At 55.8% G+C, this 19,100-nt stretch carries 16 protein-coding genes; 8 read left to right on the top strand and 8 right to left on the bottom strand.

Going from position 1 to position 19,100, the window contains the following annotated elements:
- Positions 1–234: 234 nt before the first annotated feature.
- From rsmG to asnC, 4 genes are all read right to left on the bottom strand, one after another.
- Positions 235–858 (bottom strand): 16S rRNA (guanine(527)-N(7))-methyltransferase RsmG, encoded by a 624-nt coding sequence (gene rsmG / locus FFS28_RS14900; protein WP_058610888.1) that lies wholly within the window; start codon positions 856–858, stop codon positions 235–237.
- Positions 859–965: 107 nt separating this feature from the next.
- On the bottom strand, positions 966–2,855 hold the full coding sequence (gene mnmG, locus FFS28_RS14895) for a tRNA uridine-5-carboxymethylaminomethyl(34) synthesis enzyme MnmG (RefSeq protein WP_137849935.1): 1,890 nt from the start codon (positions 2,853–2,855) through the stop codon (positions 966–968).
- 375 nt (positions 2,856–3,230) lie between these two features.
- Positions 3,231–3,680 (bottom strand): FMN-binding protein MioC, encoded by a 450-nt coding sequence (mioC, locus tag FFS28_RS14890; protein WP_137849934.1) that lies wholly within the window; start codon positions 3,678–3,680, stop codon positions 3,231–3,233.
- 90 nt (positions 3,681–3,770) lie between these two features.
- Complete coding sequence (gene asnC, locus FFS28_RS14885; protein WP_006177548.1) at positions 3,771–4,229, bottom strand: transcriptional regulator AsnC; 459 nt, start codon at positions 4,227–4,229, stop codon at positions 3,771–3,773.
- 151 nt (positions 4,230–4,380) lie between these two features.
- Here asnC and asnA point away from each other — a divergent pair, with 151 nt between their 5' ends.
- Positions 4,381–5,373 carry an aspartate--ammonia ligase gene (gene asnA / locus FFS28_RS14880; RefSeq protein WP_137849933.1) on the top strand — a complete coding sequence of 331 codons (993 nt, stop codon included), beginning with the start codon at positions 4,381–4,383 and terminating at the stop codon, positions 5,371–5,373.
- Here the strand turns inward: asnA and viaA are convergent, their stop codons facing one another.
- A complete protein-coding gene (gene viaA, locus FFS28_RS14875; RefSeq protein ID WP_006177546.1) occupies positions 5,374–6,825 on the bottom strand; it encodes an ATPase RavA stimulator ViaA in 1,452 nt (483 codons plus the stop codon). It abuts the gene before it with no gap.
- Positions 6,819–8,315: an ATPase RavA gene (ravA, locus tag FFS28_RS14870; protein ID WP_137849932.1), complete on the bottom strand. Its 1,497-nt coding sequence runs from the start codon at positions 8,313–8,315 to the stop codon at positions 6,819–6,821. The genes viaA and ravA overlap by 7 nt, the downstream gene beginning before the upstream one ends.
- Positions 8,316–8,537: 222 nt before the next feature.
- On the opposite strand from ravA, the gene kup reads away from it, so the two are divergent.
- From kup to rbsR, 7 genes are all read left to right on the top strand, one after another.
- On the top strand, positions 8,538–10,406 hold the full coding sequence (kup, locus tag FFS28_RS14865) for a low affinity potassium transporter Kup (RefSeq protein WP_088208918.1): 1,869 nt from the start codon (positions 8,538–8,540) through the stop codon (positions 10,404–10,406).
- Positions 10,407–10,620: 214 nt separating this feature from the next.
- Positions 10,621–11,040, top strand: coding sequence for a D-ribose pyranase (gene rbsD / locus FFS28_RS14860; protein WP_006177543.1), 420 nt, complete (start codon positions 10,621–10,623; stop codon positions 11,038–11,040).
- Between the two features lie 7 nt (positions 11,041–11,047).
- Positions 11,048–12,553: a ribose ABC transporter ATP-binding protein RbsA gene (rbsA, locus tag FFS28_RS14855; protein ID WP_088208917.1), complete on the top strand. Its 1,506-nt coding sequence runs from the start codon at positions 11,048–11,050 to the stop codon at positions 12,551–12,553.
- A gap of 4 nt (positions 12,554–12,557) precedes the next feature.
- Positions 12,558–13,523: a ribose ABC transporter permease gene (gene rbsC, locus FFS28_RS14850; RefSeq protein ID WP_006177541.1), complete on the top strand. Its 966-nt coding sequence runs from the start codon at positions 12,558–12,560 to the stop codon at positions 13,521–13,523.
- A gap of 27 nt (positions 13,524–13,550) precedes the next feature.
- The gene (gene rbsB, locus FFS28_RS14845; RefSeq protein WP_006177540.1) at positions 13,551–14,441 is read left to right on the top strand and encodes a ribose ABC transporter substrate-binding protein RbsB; all 891 of its coding nucleotides are present in this window, start codon (positions 13,551–13,553) and stop codon (positions 14,439–14,441) included.
- A gap of 108 nt (positions 14,442–14,549) precedes the next feature.
- On the top strand, positions 14,550–15,479 hold the full coding sequence (rbsK, locus tag FFS28_RS14840; protein WP_137903481.1) for a ribokinase: 930 nt from the start codon (positions 14,550–14,552) through the stop codon (positions 15,477–15,479).
- A gap of 3 nt (positions 15,480–15,482) precedes the next feature.
- Entirely contained in the window at positions 15,483–16,475 is a 993-nt protein-coding gene (rbsR, locus tag FFS28_RS14835; protein WP_137849931.1) for a ribose operon transcriptional repressor RbsR, read from the top strand.
- Here rbsR and mdtD read toward each other — a convergent pair.
- On the bottom strand, positions 16,441–17,874 hold the full coding sequence (gene mdtD, locus FFS28_RS14830; RefSeq protein ID WP_006177537.1) for a multidrug transporter subunit MdtD: 1,434 nt from the start codon (positions 17,872–17,874) through the stop codon (positions 16,441–16,443). The genes rbsR and mdtD overlap by 35 nt on opposite strands.
- A complete protein-coding gene (locus tag FFS28_RS14825; RefSeq protein WP_058610890.1) occupies positions 17,871–18,578 on the bottom strand; it encodes a FadR/GntR family transcriptional regulator in 708 nt (235 codons plus the stop codon). Before FFS28_RS14825 ends, mdtD begins: the two co-directional genes overlap by 4 nt.
- Positions 18,579–19,100: the final 522 nt, after the last annotated feature.

Raw genomic sequence — 19,100 nt, 5'->3', positions numbered from 1 at the left:
TTTATTGACATTCTTAATAAAAATTTAACATCGCATTCTGGTTGCCTCAGCCTACTTTTAGCAGGCTGATATTTTCAGTGTTGACTATTTTCTGACTGAACCACAGGGGGAAAGTTAAGCGTAAGAAAATCCTTAGTAACAACATGGTTAAATTAGCACCGCTTAAATCGTCTTCGACGTGCTCGTTTTTAACACAACCAGAACAGCACAAATTCCACAATATTAATTAAATTTTTAAACTTTATTTGGTGCAATAATCACCAGGTGACGCTCCCCGTCGAGATGAGGAACGCGGAGTTTTTCGATTGATTCCACAGCAAATCCTTCCGGCAGCTGTTCAATTTCGTCCTCGGGCACCAGCCCCTTCAGGGCATAAAAACGGCCCTCGACGGCAGGCAGATGCTTGCACCAGCTCACCATATCGTTCAACGAAGCAAAGGCGCGGCTAATGACGCCGTCAAACGGCGGTTCTGCCGGAAACGCCTCTACCCTGCTCTGCACGGGCGTAATGTTCTCAAGCTTCAGTTCATGCTGAACCTGGCGTAAGAAGCGAATACGCTTACCCAGGCTGTCCAGCAGCGTGAAATGGCTTTCAGGACGGACAATGGACAGCGGGATCCCCGGCAGGCCCGGTCCCGTTCCCACATCGATAAAGCGCTCGCCCTTCAGATACGGGGCCACAACAATGCTGTCGAGGATATGGCGAATCAGCATCTCGTTGGGATCGCGTACGGACGTCAGGTTGTACGCTTTGTTCCATTTGTTCAGCATATCGACATAGGCCACCAGCTGATTTTTCTGGTGATCGGTGAGCGAAATACCTGCTTCATCCAGCAGACGAGAGAGTTTATTGAGCACGGTGAATACCTGTTGGAAAACTTAGGTGGCGGGTGGCGCTTCGCTTACCCACCCTATGGGTTCAGTAGGCCCGGTAAGCGCAGCGCCACCGGGCAATGTTCTGGCTATTACGCGCTGCGGCGCAGCATACCCTGCTTTTTCAACCACACCAGCAGAATTGAAATTGCCGCAGGCGTGACGCCGGAGATACGGGATGCCTGGCCGATCGACACAGGTTTATGATCGTTCAGTTTGGCGATTACTTCGTTGGAAAGGCCGGTCACCTGACGATAGTCCAGCATTTCCGGCAGCAGGGTGTTTTCGTTACGCTGCTGTTTTTCGATCTCATCCTGCTGACGCGCGATGTAACCTTCGTATTTCACCTGAATTTCGACCTGCTCGGCCGCTTCGGCGTCATCCAGACCCGGTGCAAACGCCGTCAGGTTAACCAGGCTTTCGTACGTCATCTCAGGACGACGCAGCAGATCTTCCCCGCTGGCTTCACGGGAGAGAGGTGCAGTTAAGTGAGTATTCACTTCAGCAGCTGTTTCTGCCTGCGGATTCACCCAGGTCGTTTTCAGACGCTGGCGTTCACGCTCGATGCGTTCCAGCTTCTTGTTGAAGCGCGCCCAGCGTTCGTCATCCACCAGACCCAGCTCGCGGCCCATCTCGGTCAGTCGCAGATCGGCATTATCTTCACGCAGCATCAGGCGATATTCCGCACGGGAGGTAAACATGCGGTACGGCTCTTTGGTACCCAGCGTACACAGGTCATCGACCAGCACACCCAGATAAGCCTGAGAACGGCCTGGCGCCCAGCCCTCTTTCTCAGCAGAGAAGCGCGCGGCGTTCAGACCCGCAAGCAGCCCCTGTGCTGCAGCCTCTTCGTAGCCGGTGGTGCCGTTAATCTGACCTGCGAAGAACAGGCCCTGGATGAATTTGCTCTCCAGCGTGGGCTTCAGGTCACGCGGGTCGAAGAAATCGTACTCAATAGCGTAGCCAGGGCGGACGATTTTCGCGTTCTCCATGCCCTGCATTGAGCGAACAATTTGCATCTGGACATCGAACGGCAGGCTGGTGGAGATGCCGTTCGGGTAAATTTCGTTAGAGGTCAGCCCTTCCGGCTCCAGGAAGATCTGGTGCTGGTTGCGATCGGCAAAGCGCATCACCTTGTCTTCGATCGACGGGCAGTAGCGTGGGCCGATCCCTTCGATCACGCCAGCGTACATTGGGCTGCGATCGAGGTTATTACGGATCACGTCATGGGTTTTTTCATTGGTATGCGTGATGTAGCACGGTACCTGCTGCGGGTGTTGCGCCGCATTGCCCATAAACGAGAAGACCGGCATCGGGTTATCGCCATGCTGCTGAGCCAGCACGCTGAAATCGATAGTGCGCGCGTCAATACGCGGCGGTGTGCCAGTTTTAAGGCGGCTGACGCGCAGCGGCAGCTCGCGCAGACGGCGAGACAGCGGGATCGACGGCGGATCGCCAGCACGGCCACCGCTGTAGTTATCCAGACCGATGTGAATTTTGCCGTCCAGGAATGTCCCGACGGTCAGCACGACGGCTTTGGCGCGGAATTTCAGCCCCATCTGGGTTACGGCACCCACGACGCGATCGTTCTCAACGATAAGATCTTCAACCGCCTGCTGGAAGATCATCAGGTTCGGCTGGTTCTCGAGCGCGGTGCGTACGGCCTGACGGTAAAGCACGCGATCCGCCTGTGCACGGGTGGCACGAACGGCCGGGCCTTTACTTGCGTTTAGTATCCTAAACTGGATGCCTGCCTGATCGATCGCTTTCGCCATCAGGCCGCCAAGTGCATCCACTTCTTTTACCAGGTGTCCTTTCCCAATGCCGCCAATCGCCGGATTACAGGACATTTGTCCCAGCGTGTCGATATTGTGTGTCAAAAGCAGGGTCTGTTGACCCATGCGCGCTGCGGCCATTGCAGCCTCAGTGCCTGCGTGACCCCCGCCAATGATGATGACGTCGAAAGGATCCTGATAAAACATGGTGGTCTGCCTCGCGTAAAGCGGTATGAAAAATGGATTGAAGCCCGGGCCGTGGATTCTACTCAACTTTAGTCTTTCGAGAAAGCATTGGGATCCTGGGCTATTAAAAAGAAGATCTTTTTATTTAGAGATCTGTTCTATTGTGATCTCTTATTAGGATCGCGGACCTTTGTGGATAAGTCCGATCTCACGAAGAAGATCATGCGTTTAAGAAGGATCGTTAGCTGTGAATGATCGGTGATCCTGGACCGTATAAGCTGGGATCAGATCGCGTATTTATCCACAGCTCAAAAACGAAGCAGCGGTTGTTATTTGGATAACTACCGGTTAATACGAGCTTTTAACCAGAGTTATCCACATCTGTTTGCGCGATCTTTAATCGTTTTTGAGTAAATTTTTCCAGTCACCCAGCCAGATCTCGGCTGGATCCTCAGGAATGTCATGATCGAGGATGTTGATCTTGAGCGTTTCGCCCACCTTTTTTGCACCGCAGGCGGTCACTGCGGCTTCGACTTTCTCTATTGCGCCACAGAAGGTGTCATATTCGCGGCTGCCGATCCCGATTGCACCGAAACGGACGCGAGAGAGATCGGGCTGCTGTTCCAGCAGGTCGTCATATAAAGGTTGCAGGTTATCCGGCAGATCGCCCGCACCGTGCGTAGAGGTGATCAGCAGCCAGACCCCATCAGCCGGGAGGTCGTCAAGCAATGGTCCGTGGAGCGTTTCCGTGGAAAACCCCACGTCTTCCAGCTTTTCAGCCAGATGCTCTGCAACATATTCGGCACCGCCAAGGGTGCTGCCGCTGATAAGAGTAATGTCCGCCATTGATCGCTCGCTCAGATTAAGAGGCGGACATTGTACGCTGTGAACGAGCTGGGATCTACCTGTGGAAAATGTGGGAATGAATTTGCCCGATCAGGGGCGGATGGTGCGCATGATCGGGTTTTGCAGGGAGATCAGCGTCTCGGTGGACTGAATTTCATCGATTGTTTGGATCTTGTTGATAAGTACCTGCTGGAGCGCATCGATAGAGCGGCACATCACCTTGATGAAAATGCTGTAGTGCCCGGTGGTGTAGTAGGCTTCGGTCACCTCATCCAGCGCGTTGAGCTTTTCCAGCGCGGAGGGATAGTCCTTCGCACTTTTGAGAATAATGCCAATAAAGCAGCAGACGTCGTAGCCGAGTTGTTTAGGGTTTACGTCAATGCGTGCGCCGGTGATGATCCCGGCCTGTTTCATTTTCTCTACGCGAACGTGAATGGTCCCCGGGCTGACGCCAAACTGTTTCGCCAGCTCGGCGTACGCGGTGCGGGCATTGGCCATTAAGGCCTCGAGGATGCCGCGGTCCAGATTGTCGATCTGATAATTTTCCATCGCTTTTTCTTATGATGATTAGTGAATCACTCTATTCTAGCGTTATATTTTGATGAATCAAAAGTGAAGCTGCCTTTTTGTTGATGGGTTATTGTATTGGATGCCCTTTCTGTTGCTTAATCAATACCAACAGGACGCAGGAGTAAACATAATGAAAACCGCTTACATCGCAAAACAACGCCAGATCAGTTTCGTTAAATCCCATTTCTCACGCCAGCTGGAAGATAAGCTTGGGCTGATTGAAGTTCAGGCACCGATCCTCAGCCGCGTGGGTGACGGGACGCAGGATAACCTGTCTGGATGCGAAAAAGCGGTACAGGTAAAAGTGAAAACACTGCCAGACGCCCGCTTCGAAGTGGTCCACTCCCTGGCGAAGTGGAAGCGTCAAACCTTGGGGCAGCACGACTTCAGCGCGGGCGAAGGGCTGTACACGCACATGAAAGCCCTTCGCCCCGATGAAGACCGCCTGACGCCGATCCACTCGGTCTACGTTGACCAGTGGGACTGGGAGCGCGTAATGGGGGATGGCGAACGCCACGTTGGTACGCTGAAATCGACCGTTGAAGCGATCTACGCCGGGATCAAAGCCACCGAAGCGGCAGTAAGCAAAGAGTTTGGTCTGGCACCGTTCCTGCCGGAAACGATCCACTTTGTTCACAGCCAGGATCTGCTGGCCCGCTTCCCGGATCTGGATGCCAAAGGCCGTGAACGCGCCATCGCGAAAGAGCTGGGTGCCGTGTTCCTGATCGGGATTGGCGGCAAGCTGTCCGACGGCAAGCGTCACGACGTTCGTGCGCCGGATTACGACGACTGGAGCACCGCCGGTGAGAGTGGATTGGCCGGTCTGAACGGCGATATTCTGGTCTGGAACCCCGTTCTGGAAGATGCGTTTGAGCTATCTTCAATGGGGATCCGCGTGGATGCCGACGCGCTGAAGCGCCAGCTGGCTATCACAGGAGATGAAGATCGTCTGCAGCTGGAGTGGCACCAGGCGTTGCTGCGCGGTGAAATGCCGCAGACTATCGGCGGCGGAATTGGCCTGTCCCGTCTGACCATGCTGTTGCTGCAGCTGGACCATATCGGTCAGGTGCAGTGTGGCGTCTGGCCGCAGCAGGTACGTGAAAGCGTCGGCTCTCTTCTTTAATTAGCGCCGCCAGCGTCTCAGCAGGCGGCTACGCAGCCCGGTATCAAAGCGCCAGATATGATCGAAGATGCGCATGATGCCGGGTTTTCCATGTGCAGACATCGCCACGGCATGGAACCGGTGCTGATGCACCCGCTGTAACTCCTTCACCTTATTTACCACGTCATCCGGCAGCCGCTGGGCAATAAAATCGGAAATGACTACGGCGTCCGCGTCGTACCAGTCGCCGCCCTGCATACGCTCGACGATGCTGCGAAAACAGCTCGCCAGATCGGTGCCGCCGCGGAATCGCTGGCTTAAAAAGCGGATCGCCTGCTCAAGGCCCTGCTGGTTTGTCAGTTCATAACCGACAACTTCGCTGGAAAAAAGCATGATAAAGCAGCGACGTCGGTCGGCGAGCGCCACGCGCATCAGGGCCAGGCAGAACGCTTTTGCGCACTGTTCGTTGAATCCGCCCATAGAGCCCGAAGTATCGACGCACACAATAAACGGCCCGCGCGGCTGCTCATCAAAATCCTGATGCACCACCGGACGCTGGCTGATCTTTTCGCGCCAGGCTTCGCCATGTAGCCGATAGGTCAGGAGCTGTTTCTCCACCAGCCGCCGGTAAAACTCATACTCCAGCTCGGTCATCCCGAGCGTGCTTAGCTCAGTGGGCAACAGGCGTAAAATGTCATCGCTTTGCTGTAGCCCGTCCACCTGCTCCGGCACGGTCGCCGGTTCACGCACCAGCGTGCGAAACGTCTCCATCGGCGCATCTTTCTTTGGGACGGATTTGGCCTCCCGCGAGCGGCCCAGCTGTTCTGCGAGTTTCATCAGTTCCGGCTGTTGCGCCAGAAAGTCGCCGTATTTCACGATCAGCTGATAGTCACCGCGCCTGAGCTGCCCGGCGCTCATATCCCACAGACGCCCGGCGGAATTTTCATTCTCCACCAGCACCTCTTCAAGCTGACCGCTCAGGGTCATGCGTTCCTGCACTTCACTGAGCAGCTGTTCGCGTTCTTCATCCAGCATCTGCTGGTTGAGGGTGGTGGCTTGCACCACCAGGCTAAGCCGCCAGCGCTGTAAAAAGAGGGTATGCAGCGCCGGGGTGAAGGTGGCGTTGTCCATTACCAGCGCCCGGGCCTGGCTGGCGAACGGCGAATGCACTTTGTCGAGCAGGGCCAGGGTTTGCGGAAGCTGGACGACAAACTGCGGCGTCGAGAGCCGCTGGCACTGCTGATAGCCAGCGACCTCCTCCGTTAACTCAGGCGGAACTTCGGTCTCCCTGAAACGCTGCCGGAGGTTGTCGCGCCAGCGCGGCAGATCGTCGGTCATGGCCTTTTTAAGGCGGGGAAATTTTTCAAAGAAGGCTGCGAGCTGCGGCGTTGCCAGCAGGGTGATGACCACCTCTTCGATCAACCCTTCCTCACTGACCGCCAGCATGACGTTGAGCGTGTCCAGCGTTAGCATTGACGCGCCTGTTTGATCTGCTCGCTTACGTCCTGCAGGCTGGCTTCGATGCGGCCCAGCCAGTCGCTATGTATAAAGAGACACTTTTGCTGCTCGCTGAAGCGCGTATGCTGCTGATGCCATTCGGTATCCAGCGCCTCCAGCTGCTGCTTAATCTCTTCCGGTACGCTGTCTGAAGCGGTTCCCGGTAGCGCAAGGCGCGAGCCTTGCAGGCTCACATCGCGGATCACCAGATGCTGGCTGCTATCCACTTCCATCGTAAGCGGTTGCGCAAACCCGATGCCGTTGAGCTTGCCGCGTATCTCGCCGCCTTTGTCGAGCCACTGCGACAGTGCCTCGCGCTCAATCGCAACGTGAACCACCTGCATATCGTGGAGCTTAAGCGGCTGCTGAAGCAGCAGGGTCATCGTCGTGTCGGTGAGCGTGGTCGGCAGTTCGTAGTGCGGTTTACGCGCGAACATGCCGCCTGCGCGGTTCACCTTCAGCGCCGTTTTGTCGCTTTGCTGCTGCTGAAGCTGGATGCGCCGCTGGGTAATTGCGCCCAACCGGGTGAGCATGGCCTGCTGTCCCCAGGCGTGTCCGGTCATCAATATTTCAAGCTGCTGCTGCATCAGGTTCATCCCTTCCGCATCGTGCCACAGGCAGTCTTTCAGCAGGATCAGATCGATTGGTGCCACGGCATCGCGTCCGCTGAACAGCGCGCTGGCCTGCAGCAGGCGGATCGCCTTTTTCCAGCGGCGATCGGAGACATAAGGCGCAGAGGGCAGCAAATCCAGCTGCTGGCGCAGCATGAAGATCAGCTCAAACACCGCGTCAGGCAGTTTGATTTTGCCGATATCTTCCTGCCACTGGTAATACTCCTCGTCGGAAACCTGCAGCCCCGGCGCGACCGGGTTTTCATTTTCATCCTGCTGGCTCACCAGCATGGAGCGGAAGTTCGATTTGTCCTGCACCTTGTCGAGCCACAGGCGGATAAGCATGCGGTCATACAGCGCTTCCAGACTGCTGTCTGCTTCCGGAAGTTCGTTCGACGCGGCCACCAGCAGGCGCATCGGGATCTTCTCTTCGCTGGCCCCGTTACGGAACCGGCGTTCGTTAATGGCGGTCAGCAGGGTGTTCAGAATGGCCGGGCCGGCTTTCCAGATCTCATCGAGAAACACGATTTCGGCTTCCGGCAGATAACCTTCCGTCAGACGTTGATAGCGCCCTTCATCTTTCAGCGCCTGAATGGATAGGGGGCCAAAAACCTCTTCCGGGGTCGAAAAACGGGTCATCAGGTATTCGAACGCGCGGGCATTCTGAAAGGCAAATTTCAACCGGCGGGCAATCAGGCTTTTGGCGATGCCCGGTGGGCCAAGCAGAAACACGCTTTCCCCGCTCAGGGCGGCCAGTAAACAGAGACGAATGGCGTGGCTACGCTCGTAAAGGCCTTTTTCCAGCGCGCTGCTGAGGCGGGAAATTCTTTCTGCTATTAAATGTGAGTGAGCCATAATAGTTTTGCATCCTTTCGCCGTCGTGGTGGCTAATTGAAGCGAGTATAGACGTTTCAGTCATGGCTGGTAATAGACTGAAGTGCGGCGCAATTTTCTTTGCGCTACATTAACGCGGTTGTATTTAGGGGTACGATTTTTCAATGAATCGTGCATACTGTGCGCTTTTTGTGGGCCAAGGGACTAAGCACACATTTGTTATATAAACGAAAAGACTAGTCTATGAGCACTGATAAAAAGCAATCATTACCCGCAATAACGCTTGCGGCGATCGGGGTTGTCTATGGTGATATTGGCACCAGCCCGCTCTATACGCTTCGTGAATGTTTGTCCGGTCAGTTTGGTTTTGGTGTGGAGCGCGAAGCCGTATTTGGTTTCCTGTCACTCATCTTCTGGCTGCTGATCCTGGTAGTATCCGTTAAGTATCTCTCTTTCGTTATGCGCGCAGATAACGCGGGTGAAGGCGGTATTCTGACCCTGATGTCCCTTGCCGGGCGCAACACGTCCCCCAGAATGACGTCGGTACTGGTGATTATTGGCCTGATTGGCGGCAGCTTCTTTTATGGCGAGGTCGTGATTACCCCCGCCATTTCGGTGATGTCAGCGATAGAAGGGCTGGAGATCGTTGCTCCCCAGCTTGATTCATGGGTCGTTCCGCTTGCCATCATCGTGCTGACGCTGCTTTTCGCCATTCAAAAACACGGTACCGGGCTGGTGGGCAAGCTCTTCGCGCCGATTATGCTGGCATGGTTCCTGATTCTGGCCGCGCTGGGCTTACGCAGCATAATCTCTAACCCGGACGTTCTGCACGCGCTGAACCCGATGTGGGCCGTGCATTTCTTCATGGAATATAAGGTCGTCTCTTTCGTTGCGCTGGGCGCTGTGGTGCTCTCTATTACCGGCGTGGAAGCGCTGTATGCGGATATGGGCCACTTTGGGAAACTGCCTATCCGCGTGGCGTGGTTCACCGTGGTGCTGCCGTCGCTGGTGCTGAACTACTTCGGCCAGGGCGCGCTGCTGCTTGAACATCCTGAAGCGATTAAAAACCCGTTCTTCCTGCTGGCCCCTGACTGGGCGCTGGTGCCGATGCTGATCCTCGCGACCCTGGCGACGGTTATCGCCTCGCAGGCGGTAATCTCTGGCGTGTTCTCCCTGACCCGCCAGGCGGTGCGCCTGGGCTATCTCTCCCCTATGCGCATTATCCACACCTCAGAAATGGAGTCGGGGCAGATCTACATTCCGTTTATCAACTGGCTGCTCTACTTCGCGGTGGTGATTGTTATCGTCAGCTTCGAGCACTCCAGCAACCTGGCGGCGGCGTACGGTATCGCCGTAACGGGGACGATGGTGCTGACGTCGATTCTCTCCACCACGGTGGCGTACCGCAACTGGCACTGGAACAAGTTCCTTGTGGCGCTGATCCTGATTGGCTTCCTCTGTATCGACGTGCCGCTGTTCTCGGCGAACCTCGATAAGATCGTTTCCGGCGGCTGGCTGCCGCTGACGCTCGGTCTGGTGATGTTTATCGTGATGACGACGTGGAAAAGCGAGCGCTTCCGCCTGCTGCGTCGTATGCATGAGCACGGTAACTCTCTGGAAGCGATGATAGCCTCGCTGGAGAAATCCCCGCCGGTGCGCGTGCCGGGCACGGCGGTGTATATGTCGCGCGCGCTGAACGTCATCCCGTTTGCGCTGATGCATAACCTCAAGCACAACAAAGTGCTGCACGAGCGGGTGATCCTGCTGACGCTGCGTACCGAAGATGCACCGTACGTTCATAACGTGCGTCGTGTGCAGATTGAGCAGCTGTCGCCTACCTTCTGGCGCGTGGTGGCCAGCTACGGCTGGCGCGAAACGCCGAACGTGGAAGAGGTATTCCACCGCTGCGGTCTGGAAGGGCTGAGCTGCCGCATGATGGAGACATCGTTCTTTATGTCGCACGAGTCGCTGATTATCGGCAAACGTCCGTGGTATCTGCGCCTGCGCGGCAAGCTGTACCTTATCCTTCAGCGTAACGCCCTGCGCGCGCCTGACCAGTTTGAGATCCCGCCTAACCGCGTGATTGAGCTGGGAACCCAGGTCGAGATTTAATCCTCACAACAATACCCGGCGGCGCTTCGCTTACCCGACCTACTAAACCTGTAGGCCTGTGCTAGCGAAGCGCCGCCGGGCTTTTTTTCTTTCAGCATTTCACTTAGCGAAACGTTTCGACGTCGATCACAATTCTGTTACCTCATGATGGTTTTCTGAGCACACTTCGGATTAAACTCATGAGAGCGAAACGTTTCGCTAGTGGAGCAAGAAAATGAAGAAAGGCGCTGTACTCAACTCAGAAATCTCGTCGGTTATTTCCCGTCTTGGGCATACCGATACGCTGGTGGTTTGCGATGCAGGCTTACCGGTTCCGCGCAGCACTACCCGTATTGATATGGCGTTAACGCAGGGCGTGCCCTCGTTTATGCAGGTACTGGATGTGGTGACGTCGGAGATGCAGGTTGAGACGGCCATTCTCGCGACGGAAATTAAACACCATAATCCGCAACTCCACGAAACGTTGCTCAGCCACCTTGAGCAACTGCAACAGCACCAGGGAAACACCATAGAAATTCGTTACACAACACACGAGCAGTTCAAACAACAAACCGCAGACAGTCAGGCGGTGATTCGCAGCGGGGAATGTTCCCCGTATGCGAATATCATTCTCTGTGCTGGCGTCACGTTCTGAGGCCATCATGGACGCATTACTGCAACTCAAAGGGATCGATAAATCGTTCCCGGGCGTAAAAGCCCTCTCCGGTGCGGCACTGAACGTTTACCCCGGGCGCGTGATGGCGCTGGTGGGCGAGAACGGTGCCGGCAAATCCACCATGATGAAAGTGCTGACTGGTATCTACCAACGCGATGCCGGCTCGCTGGTCTGGCTGGGTAAAGAGACCACGTTCACCGGCCCGAAATCCTCTCAGGAGGCGGGCATCGGCATTATCCACCAGGAACTGAACCTGATCCCGCAGCTGACCATTGCGGAGAACATCTTCCTTGGCCGCGAGTTTGTTAACCGGTTCGGCAAAATCGACTGGAAAACCATGTATGCCGAGGCGGACAAGCTGCTGGCGAAGCTGAACCTGCGCTTTAAGAGCGACCGCCAGGTGGGCGACCTCTCCATTGGCGATCAGCAGATGGTGGAAATCGCCAAGGTACTCAGCTTTGAGTCGAAGGTCATCATTATGGATGAACCCACCGACGCCCTGACCGATACCGAAACCGACTCCCTGTTCCGCGTCATCCGCGAGCTGAAATCGCAGGGGCGCGGCATTGTTTATATCTCCCACCGCATGAAAGAGATCTTCGAGATTTGCGATGACGTGACCGTCTTCCGCGACGGACAGTTTATTGCCGAGCGGGAAGTGGCCACGCTGACCGAAGATTCTCTGATCGAAATGATGGTGGGCCGCAAGCTTGAAGATCAGTACCCGCATCTCGATAAACTGCCGGGTGAGATCCGCCTGAAGGTAGACAACCTGTGCGGGCCGGGCGTGAACGACGTCTCCTTTACCCTGCGTCAGGGCGAGATCCTGGGCGTGGCGGGCCTGATGGGGGCGGGCCGTACCGAGCTGATGAAAGTGCTCTACGGCGCGCTGCCGCGTACCAGCGGTTACGTAACCCTCGACGGGCGGGAAGTGGTGACACGTTCTCCGCAGGATGGCCTGGCGAACGGCATCGTTTATATCTCCGAAGACCGCAAGCGCGACGGCTTAGTGCTGGGTATGTCGGTGAAAGAAAATATGTCGCTGACCGCGCTGCGCTATTTCAGCCACAGCGGTGGCAGCCTCAAACACAAAGATGAGCAGCAGGCGGTGAGCGATTTTATCCGCCTGTTTAACGTCAAAACCCCGTCGATGGAGCAGGCTATTGGCCTGTTGTCCGGCGGGAATCAGCAGAAGGTGGCGATTGCCCGCGGGCTGATGACGCGCCCGAAAGTGCTGATCCTCGATGAGCCTACCCGCGGCGTAGACGTGGGCGCGAAGAAAGAGATCTACCAGCTGATTAACCAGTTCAAAGCCGACGGCCTGAGCATCATTCTGGTCTCTTCCGAGATGCCAGAAGTCTTAGGCATGAGCGATCGCATTATCGTTATGCATGAAGGGCATCTCGGCGGTGAATTCACTCGCGAGCAGGCCACCCAGGAAGTTCTGATGGCTGCCGCTGTGGGCAAGCTTAATCGCGTGAATCAGGAGTAAGAAGATGACTACCCAGGCCGTTTCTGGTCGCCGCTATTTCACTAAGGCATGGCTGCTGGAACAAAAATCGCTGATTGCCCTGCTGGTGCTGATCGCCATTGTCTCCACCATGAGCCCGAACTTTTTTACCGTTAATAACCTGTTCAACATTCTTCAGCAGACTTCCGTAAACGCCATCATGGCGGTGGGGATGACGCTGGTGATTTTGACCTCGGGTATCGACCTGTCCGTCGGTTCCCTGCTGGCACTCACCGGGGCGATTGCCGCGTCGATTGTCGGGATTGAAGTCAACGCGCTGGTGGCCGTGGCTGCCGCACTGGCTGCGGGTGCGGCGATTGGCGCGGTAACCGGTGTGATCGTGGCGAAAGGCCGCGTTCAGGCATTTATCGCCACGCTGGTTATGATGCTGCTGCTGCGCGGCGTAACGATGGTTTACACCAACGGCAGCCCGGTGAATACCGGCTTTACGGATAATGCCGATCTGTTTGGCTGGTTCGGTATTGGTCGCCCGCTGGGCATTCCGACGCCGGTCTGGATCATGGGCATCGTTTTCCTGGCGGCGTGGTACATGCTGCATCACACCCGCCTGGGCCGTTATATCTATGCGCTGGGCGGTAACGAAGCGGCAACGCGCCTGTCCGGCATCAGCGTCAATAAAGTGAAAATTATCGTCTACTCCCTGTGCGGCCTGCTGGCCTCTCTGGCGGGGATCATCGAAGTGGCGCGCCTCTCTTCCGCTCAGCCGACGGCGGGGACGGGTTATGAGCTGGATGCTATCGCGGCAGTGGTGCTGGGCGGAACGAGCCTTGCGGGCGGGAAAGGTCGCATTGTTGGGACATTGATCGGCGCGCTTATCCTCGGTTTCCTGAATAATGGTTTGAATTTATTAGGTGTTTCCTCCTATTACCAGATGATCGTCAAAGCAGTGGTGATTTTGCTGGCGGTACTGGTAGACAACAAAAAACAGTAACTGACGACACTACAGGACATCTTAGATATGAACATGAAAAAACTGGCTACCCTGGTTTCTGCAGTCGCGCTGAGCGCAACCGTAAGTGCTAACGCGATGGCGAAAGACACCATTGCGCTGGTTATCTCCACGCTGAATAACCCGTTCTTCGTCTCTCTTAAGGACGGCGCGCAGAAAGAAGCCGACAAGCTGGGCTACAACCTGGTGGTGCTGGATTCACAGAACAACCCGGCGAAAGAGCTGGCAAACGTTCAGGACCTGACCGTGCGTGGCACCAAAATCCTGCTGATCAACCCAACCGATTCTGACGCCGTAGGCAACGCCGTGAAGATGGCTAACCAGGCGAACATTCCGGTGATCACTCTGGACCGTCAGGCTTCCAAAGGTGACGTGGTCAGCCACATTGCTTCCGATAACGTGCTGGGCGGTAAAATCGCCGGTGACTACATCGCGAAGAAAGCCGGTGATGGCGCGAAAGTCATTGAACTGCAGGGCATCGCGGGGACGTCTGCGGCGCGTGAACGTGGCGAAGGCTTCCAGCAGGCCGTCGCTGCGCACAAATTTAACGTCCTGGCGAGCCAGCCTGCTGACTTCGACCGCACGAAAGGTCTGAACGTGATGCAGAACCTGCTGACCGCGCATCCTGACGTGCAGGCCGTATTCGCTCAGAACGACGAAATGGCGCTGGGCGCGCTGCGTGCGCTGCAGACCGCAGGTAAATCAGATGTGATGGTCGTCGGATTTGACGGCACGCCGGATGGTGAAAAAGCAGTAAATGATGGCAAACTGGCTGCGACCATCGCTCAGCTGCCAGAGCAGATTGGCGCCACTGGCGTTCAGACTGCTGATAAAGTGCTGAAGGGCGAAAAAGTTCAGGCCAAATATCCTGTTGACCTGAAGCTGGTCATCAAGCAGTAAAAGGCGATTCAGGCAGTCGCTGGCTGCCTGAGGGACACCAAATAAAAGAAAAGTGTGGCATACGCCACCGGGTCACACCGGTGGCGCTCTCAGATGGACAGCTCAACCATGAAAACCGCAGGCAACCTCGTCGTCCTTGGCAGTATCAATGCCGATCACATTCTTAACCTTGAATCTTTCCCGACACCGGGCGAAACCGTCACCGGCAATCAGTACCAGGTGGCGTTCGGCGGTAAAGGCGCAAACCAGGCGGTCGCCGCCGGACGCAGCGGGGCGCATATCGCCTTTATTGCCTGCACGGGCGATGACGACACCGGCGAGCGCGTACGCCATCAGCTGGCAAGCGATAACATCGATATTGCACCGGTGAGCGTCGTTGAAGGGGAATCCACCGGCGTGGCGCTGATTTTCGTCAACGCGGAAGGGGAGAATGTTATCGGTATTCATGCGGGGGCTAACGCCGCGCTGACCCCTGAGCGGGTGGACGCGCAGCAGGAGCGGATCGCCAGTGCCGACGCGCTGCTGATGCAGCTGGAATCGCCGGTAGAAAGCGTAATGGCTGCGGCTAAAATTGCGCATGAAAATCATACCTCTGTCGTACTCAACCCTGCGCCTGCCCGTGTATTATCAGACGAACTGCTGACGCTGGTGGATATCATTACCCCCAACGAAACGGAAGCGGAAAAGCTGACCGGCATTCGCGTTGAAAATGATGATGATGCGGCGCGCGCAGCAAAAGCGCTGCATGATAAAGGCATTGGTACCGTCATTATCACCCTTGGCAGCCGCGGCGTGTGGGCAAGCGTAAACGGTGAAGGCCGCCGCGTGCCGGGCTTTAAGGTTAAAGCGATTGATACCATCGCGGCGGGAGACACCTTCAACGGTGCGCTGGTAACGGCGCTGCTGGAAGGCACGCAAATGGATGACGCGATTCGTTTTGCGCATGCTGCTGCGGCCATCGCGGTAACGCGTAAAGGCGCTCAGCCTTCCGTTCCATGGCGCAAAGAGATCGATGAATTCTTAAGTCAGCAGGGGTAACGCTTGGCCACAATGAAAGATGTCGCCCGCATGGCGGGCGTTTCTACGTCGACCGTCTCCCACGTTATTAATAACGATCGCTTCGTCAGCGAGGCGATTCGGGAAAAAGTCGAAGCGGCGGTAAAAGATCTCAACTATGCGCCCTCGGCGCTGGCGCGCAGCCTCAAGCTCAACCAGACGCGCACTATTGGTATGCTGATCACGGCCAGTACCAACCCTTTCTATTCTGAACTCGTGCGCGGCGTTGAACGCAGCTGCTTCGAACGCGGCTACAGCCTGGTGCTGTGCAATACCGAAGGCGACGAGCAGCGCATGAACCGTAACCTGGAGACGTTGATGCAAAAACGCGTCGACGGGCTACTGCTGCTGTGCACCGAGACGCACCAGCCGTCGAAAGAGATTATCCAGCGTTATCCGTCCATTCCCACGGTGATGATGGACTGGGCACCGTTCGACGGCACCAGCGATCTGATCCAGGATAACTCCCTGCTCGGGGGCGATATGGCCACTCAGCATCTGATCAACAAAGGCTATACCCGTATCGCCTGCATCACCGGTCCGCTGGATAAAACCCCGGCGCGTTTGCGTCTGGAAGGGTATCTCGCGGCAATGGAGCGGGCGGGGCTTGCCATACCCGATGGCTACCGGATCACCGGTGATTTCGAATTTAATGGCGGCTTCGAGGCAATGCAAACGCTGCTGACTCAAGCGGAGCGCCCGCAGGCGGTGTTTATCGGTAACGATGCGATGGCGTTTGGTGCCTATCAGGCGCTTTATCAGGCAGGATTGCGCGTGCCGGACGATATGGCGATCGTTGGCTATGATGACATCGAACTGGCGCGCTACATGACGCCGCCGCTGACCACGATTCATCAGCCAAAAGATGAGCTGGGCGAGCTGGCCATCGATGTCTTAATCCACCGTATGGCGCAGCCCACGCTGCAGCAGCAACGCCTGCAGCTTACTCCTGTTCTGATGGAACGCGGTTCGGTTTAGCCTTCGTTTTGTGGCGCTCTTTAATCAGGTTGCGGCCATCTTTGGGTTTTAGCAGCATAAAGACCAGCGCCGAAACGACGGTAAGTGCGCCCATGGTGATAAAGGTATAGTGGAACTGTTCCACCGTGTTGCTGCCGTCGAAGCCTTCATAAAAACGCAGCACGGCTGCACTTACGGCCACCCCCAGGCTTATCGACAGCTGTTGGGTCACCGCCAGCACGCTGTTGCCGCTGCTCGCGTTCTCGTCAGTCAGATCCGCAAGGGTAATGGTGTTCATTGAGGTGAACTGCGTCGACATCGCCATTCCCAGTACAAAGAGCGGCAGGATCAGCATCCAGACCGGCAGCGCGGCGGATTGTAGCGAGAACTGCGCAATCATCAGCCCGATAAACACCGTCACCCCAACCAGTGTCTTACGATAGCCAAACCAGCGCAGCACCTGCGTGACGGTCGATTTCGCCAGAATCGAGCCCATCGCGGTGGGAGCCATCATGCATCCGGCGATCAGCGCCGGGTAGCCAAAACCGACCTGCAGCATCAGCGGCATTAAAAACGGAACGCATCCAGTGCCCAGACGTGAGGCAATATTCCCTGCGACGCCGACCGAGAAGGTGCGGGTATTAAAGAGGGACAGAGAGATCAGCGGCGTCGGGTGACGACGGGCATGACGTATATAAAGAAGGAACAGCAGAATACCGCTGAGGATGACGGACAGCGCCAGCCATGTCGCGACGATTTTCTCGCCAAACAGTTCCATTCCGCTTGAGAACAGTACAAGGCTCAGGCCAAACAGGAAAAAACCACCCATGTCGAAGCTGCGCCGTGGCGTGGTGAAGTTCGGCATGTATTTTCGGGCATACAGCAGGCCGGCCACGCCAATCGGAATGTTAATCAGGAAGATCCAGTGCCAGCTCGCCCAGGTGACAAGCACACCGCCGAGTACCGGACCCAGGATGGGGCCGACCAGCCCCGGCATGGTCACGAAGTTAAGGACCGGCAGCAGTTCGCTGCGCGGATAGGCGCGTAGCAATGCCAGACGCGCCACGGGCATCATCATCGCCCCGCCTATCCCCTGAAGGACGCGAAAGATAACCAGCTCCGTCAATGAGGTGGAGAGCGCGCAGGCCAGAGAGCCGAGCGTGAACAGCGTTACCGCCAGCATGAACACTTTACGGGTACCGAAGCGATCGGCCAGCCATCCGCTGACCGGGATCAGCATGGCGACGGTTAAGGTATAGCTAATGATGGCAGACTGCATCGCCAGCGGAGAGCGGTTAAGGCTTTGCGCAATGGCGGGGAGCGCGGTATTAAGGATGGTGGCATCCAGCGCTTGCATAAAGAACGCCATGGCTGCAATCCACGGCAGCCCGGCCATACTGCGCGCTTTTTTCTCTGTCATTTATTTACCTGCTGGTGGTCTGGTGCGGCGAGTAACGTCTGACATGCGCTCAGGGCACGTGGCCCGTCGCTATCCTGAATGGCATCGACAATGGCCTGATGCAAATCGAGCTTCACCACTTCGTTTTGGGTAATCGAGGTGAAGTAGGTGTGGTACACCGAGTGGAATAATGAGGCAAAGGAGGTCAGGAACGGATTGGCGCTCATCGCGTAAATATGTTCATGCCAGGCCATATCGACTTCTACCCAGCGCTCGCGATTGAAGTGCTTTTTAAGGAAGACCATCTCTTCCATTAAGGTATTGAGCTGCGCTTTTTGCTCCGCAGTGCCGAGCGTGGCGGCAAGAAAACAGGCCTGAGGCTCAAGGCTGCTGCGCATCACCAGAAAATGATCCACGACCTGGTGGAAATTGTCTTCCGTCATCCACCATGACAGAAGCTCTTGATCGAGGAAGTTCCAGTTACTCTGAGGCATAACGCGCGTGCCGATTCGCGGACGGGGGAGAACCATTCCTTTTGCGGTTAACGTTTTCACCGCTTCGCGAACGGCGGTTCGGCTTACGCCAAACTGTTCGCCCAGCTCCATTTCACCCGGCAGGATGCAGCCAGGGGCATATTTGCCCGCTAAGATCAGCTGAGCCAGCTTTTCAGCCAGCACATACGATAAGTTTTTTTGTGCTGCCAGCTGCTGTGCGCTTAAGGGCATCGTTCTTATTCCTTAATTATTCATGCCGGTAATTATGCCATCTGAAGTGTGAATGTGGTTGCAGATACATCAAATAGAACAATTTGTAGCTTGAATTCACCGCTATTGGTGAAAAAAAACACGGTCGAAAACTTTTTTTAAATTTCCTCTTGTCACTTCAGAATAACTCCCTATAATGCGCCTCCACTGACACGGAACAACGGCTTACAGGCCGCCGGGTTAGCGGGGTTCAGCGATGAACGCCGGCAGAGGAAAGCGAAAATAAACGCTTGACTCTGAATGAGGAAAACGTATTATACGGGACCTCGCAACGGTGAGCGAAAGCCGCGTTGCACTGCTCTTTAACAATTTATCAGACAATCTGTGTGGGCACTCAAAGTGACATGGATTCTTAACGTCGCAAGACGAAAAATGAATACCAAGTCTCTGAGTGAACATACGTAATTCATTACGAAGTTTAATTCACGAGCATCAAACTTAAATTGAAGAGTTTGATCATGGCTCAGATTGAACGCTGGCGGC

The organism is Enterobacter sp. 2VL, from assembly GCF_005503595.1.
In the GTDB taxonomy this organism is placed as follows: domain Bacteria; phylum Pseudomonadota; class Gammaproteobacteria; order Enterobacterales; family Enterobacteriaceae; genus Enterobacter; species Enterobacter cancerogenus.
Note: the sequence above shows the minus strand (reverse complement) of the source record. Positions and strands in the feature narration are given on the sequence as shown.

What these genes read in the sequence shown, in the direction of transcription:
- mnmG (WP_137849935.1), bottom strand. Translation starts at nt 2,855, where the DNA reads ATGTTTTATCAGGATCCTTTCGACGTCATCATCATTGGCGGGGGTCAC.
- mioC (WP_137849934.1), bottom strand. Translation starts at nt 3,680, where the DNA reads ATGGCGGACATTACTCTTATCAGCGGCAGCACCCTTGGCGGTGCCGAA.
- asnC (WP_006177548.1), bottom strand. Translation starts at nt 4,229, where the DNA reads ATGGAAAATTATCAGATCGACAATCTGGACCGCGGCATCCTCGAGGCC.
- asnA (WP_137849933.1), top strand. Translation starts at nt 4,381, where the DNA reads ATGAAAACCGCTTACATCGCAAAACAACGCCAGATCAGTTTCGTTAAA.
- viaA (WP_006177546.1), bottom strand. Translation starts at nt 6,825, where the DNA reads ATGCTAACGCTGGACACGCTCAACGTCATGCTGGCGGTCAGTGAGGAA.
- ravA (WP_137849932.1), bottom strand. Translation starts at nt 8,315, where the DNA reads ATGGCTCACTCACATTTAATAGCAGAAAGAATTTCCCGCCTCAGCAGC.
- kup (WP_088208918.1), top strand. Translation starts at nt 8,538, where the DNA reads ATGAGCACTGATAAAAAGCAATCATTACCCGCAATAACGCTTGCGGCG.
- rbsD (WP_006177543.1), top strand. Translation starts at nt 10,621, where the DNA reads ATGAAGAAAGGCGCTGTACTCAACTCAGAAATCTCGTCGGTTATTTCC.
- rbsA (WP_088208917.1), top strand. Translation starts at nt 11,048, where the DNA reads ATGGACGCATTACTGCAACTCAAAGGGATCGATAAATCGTTCCCGGGC.
- rbsC (WP_006177541.1), top strand. Translation starts at nt 12,558, where the DNA reads ATGACTACCCAGGCCGTTTCTGGTCGCCGCTATTTCACTAAGGCATGG.
- rbsB (WP_006177540.1), top strand. Translation starts at nt 13,551, where the DNA reads ATGAACATGAAAAAACTGGCTACCCTGGTTTCTGCAGTCGCGCTGAGC.
- rbsK (WP_137903481.1), top strand. Translation starts at nt 14,550, where the DNA reads ATGAAAACCGCAGGCAACCTCGTCGTCCTTGGCAGTATCAATGCCGAT.
- mdtD (WP_006177537.1), bottom strand. Translation starts at nt 17,874, where the DNA reads ATGACAGAGAAAAAAGCGCGCAGTATGGCCGGGCTGCCGTGGATTGCA.
- FFS28_RS14825 (WP_058610890.1), bottom strand. Translation starts at nt 18,578, where the DNA reads ATGCCCTTAAGCGCACAGCAGCTGGCAGCACAAAAAAACTTATCGTAT.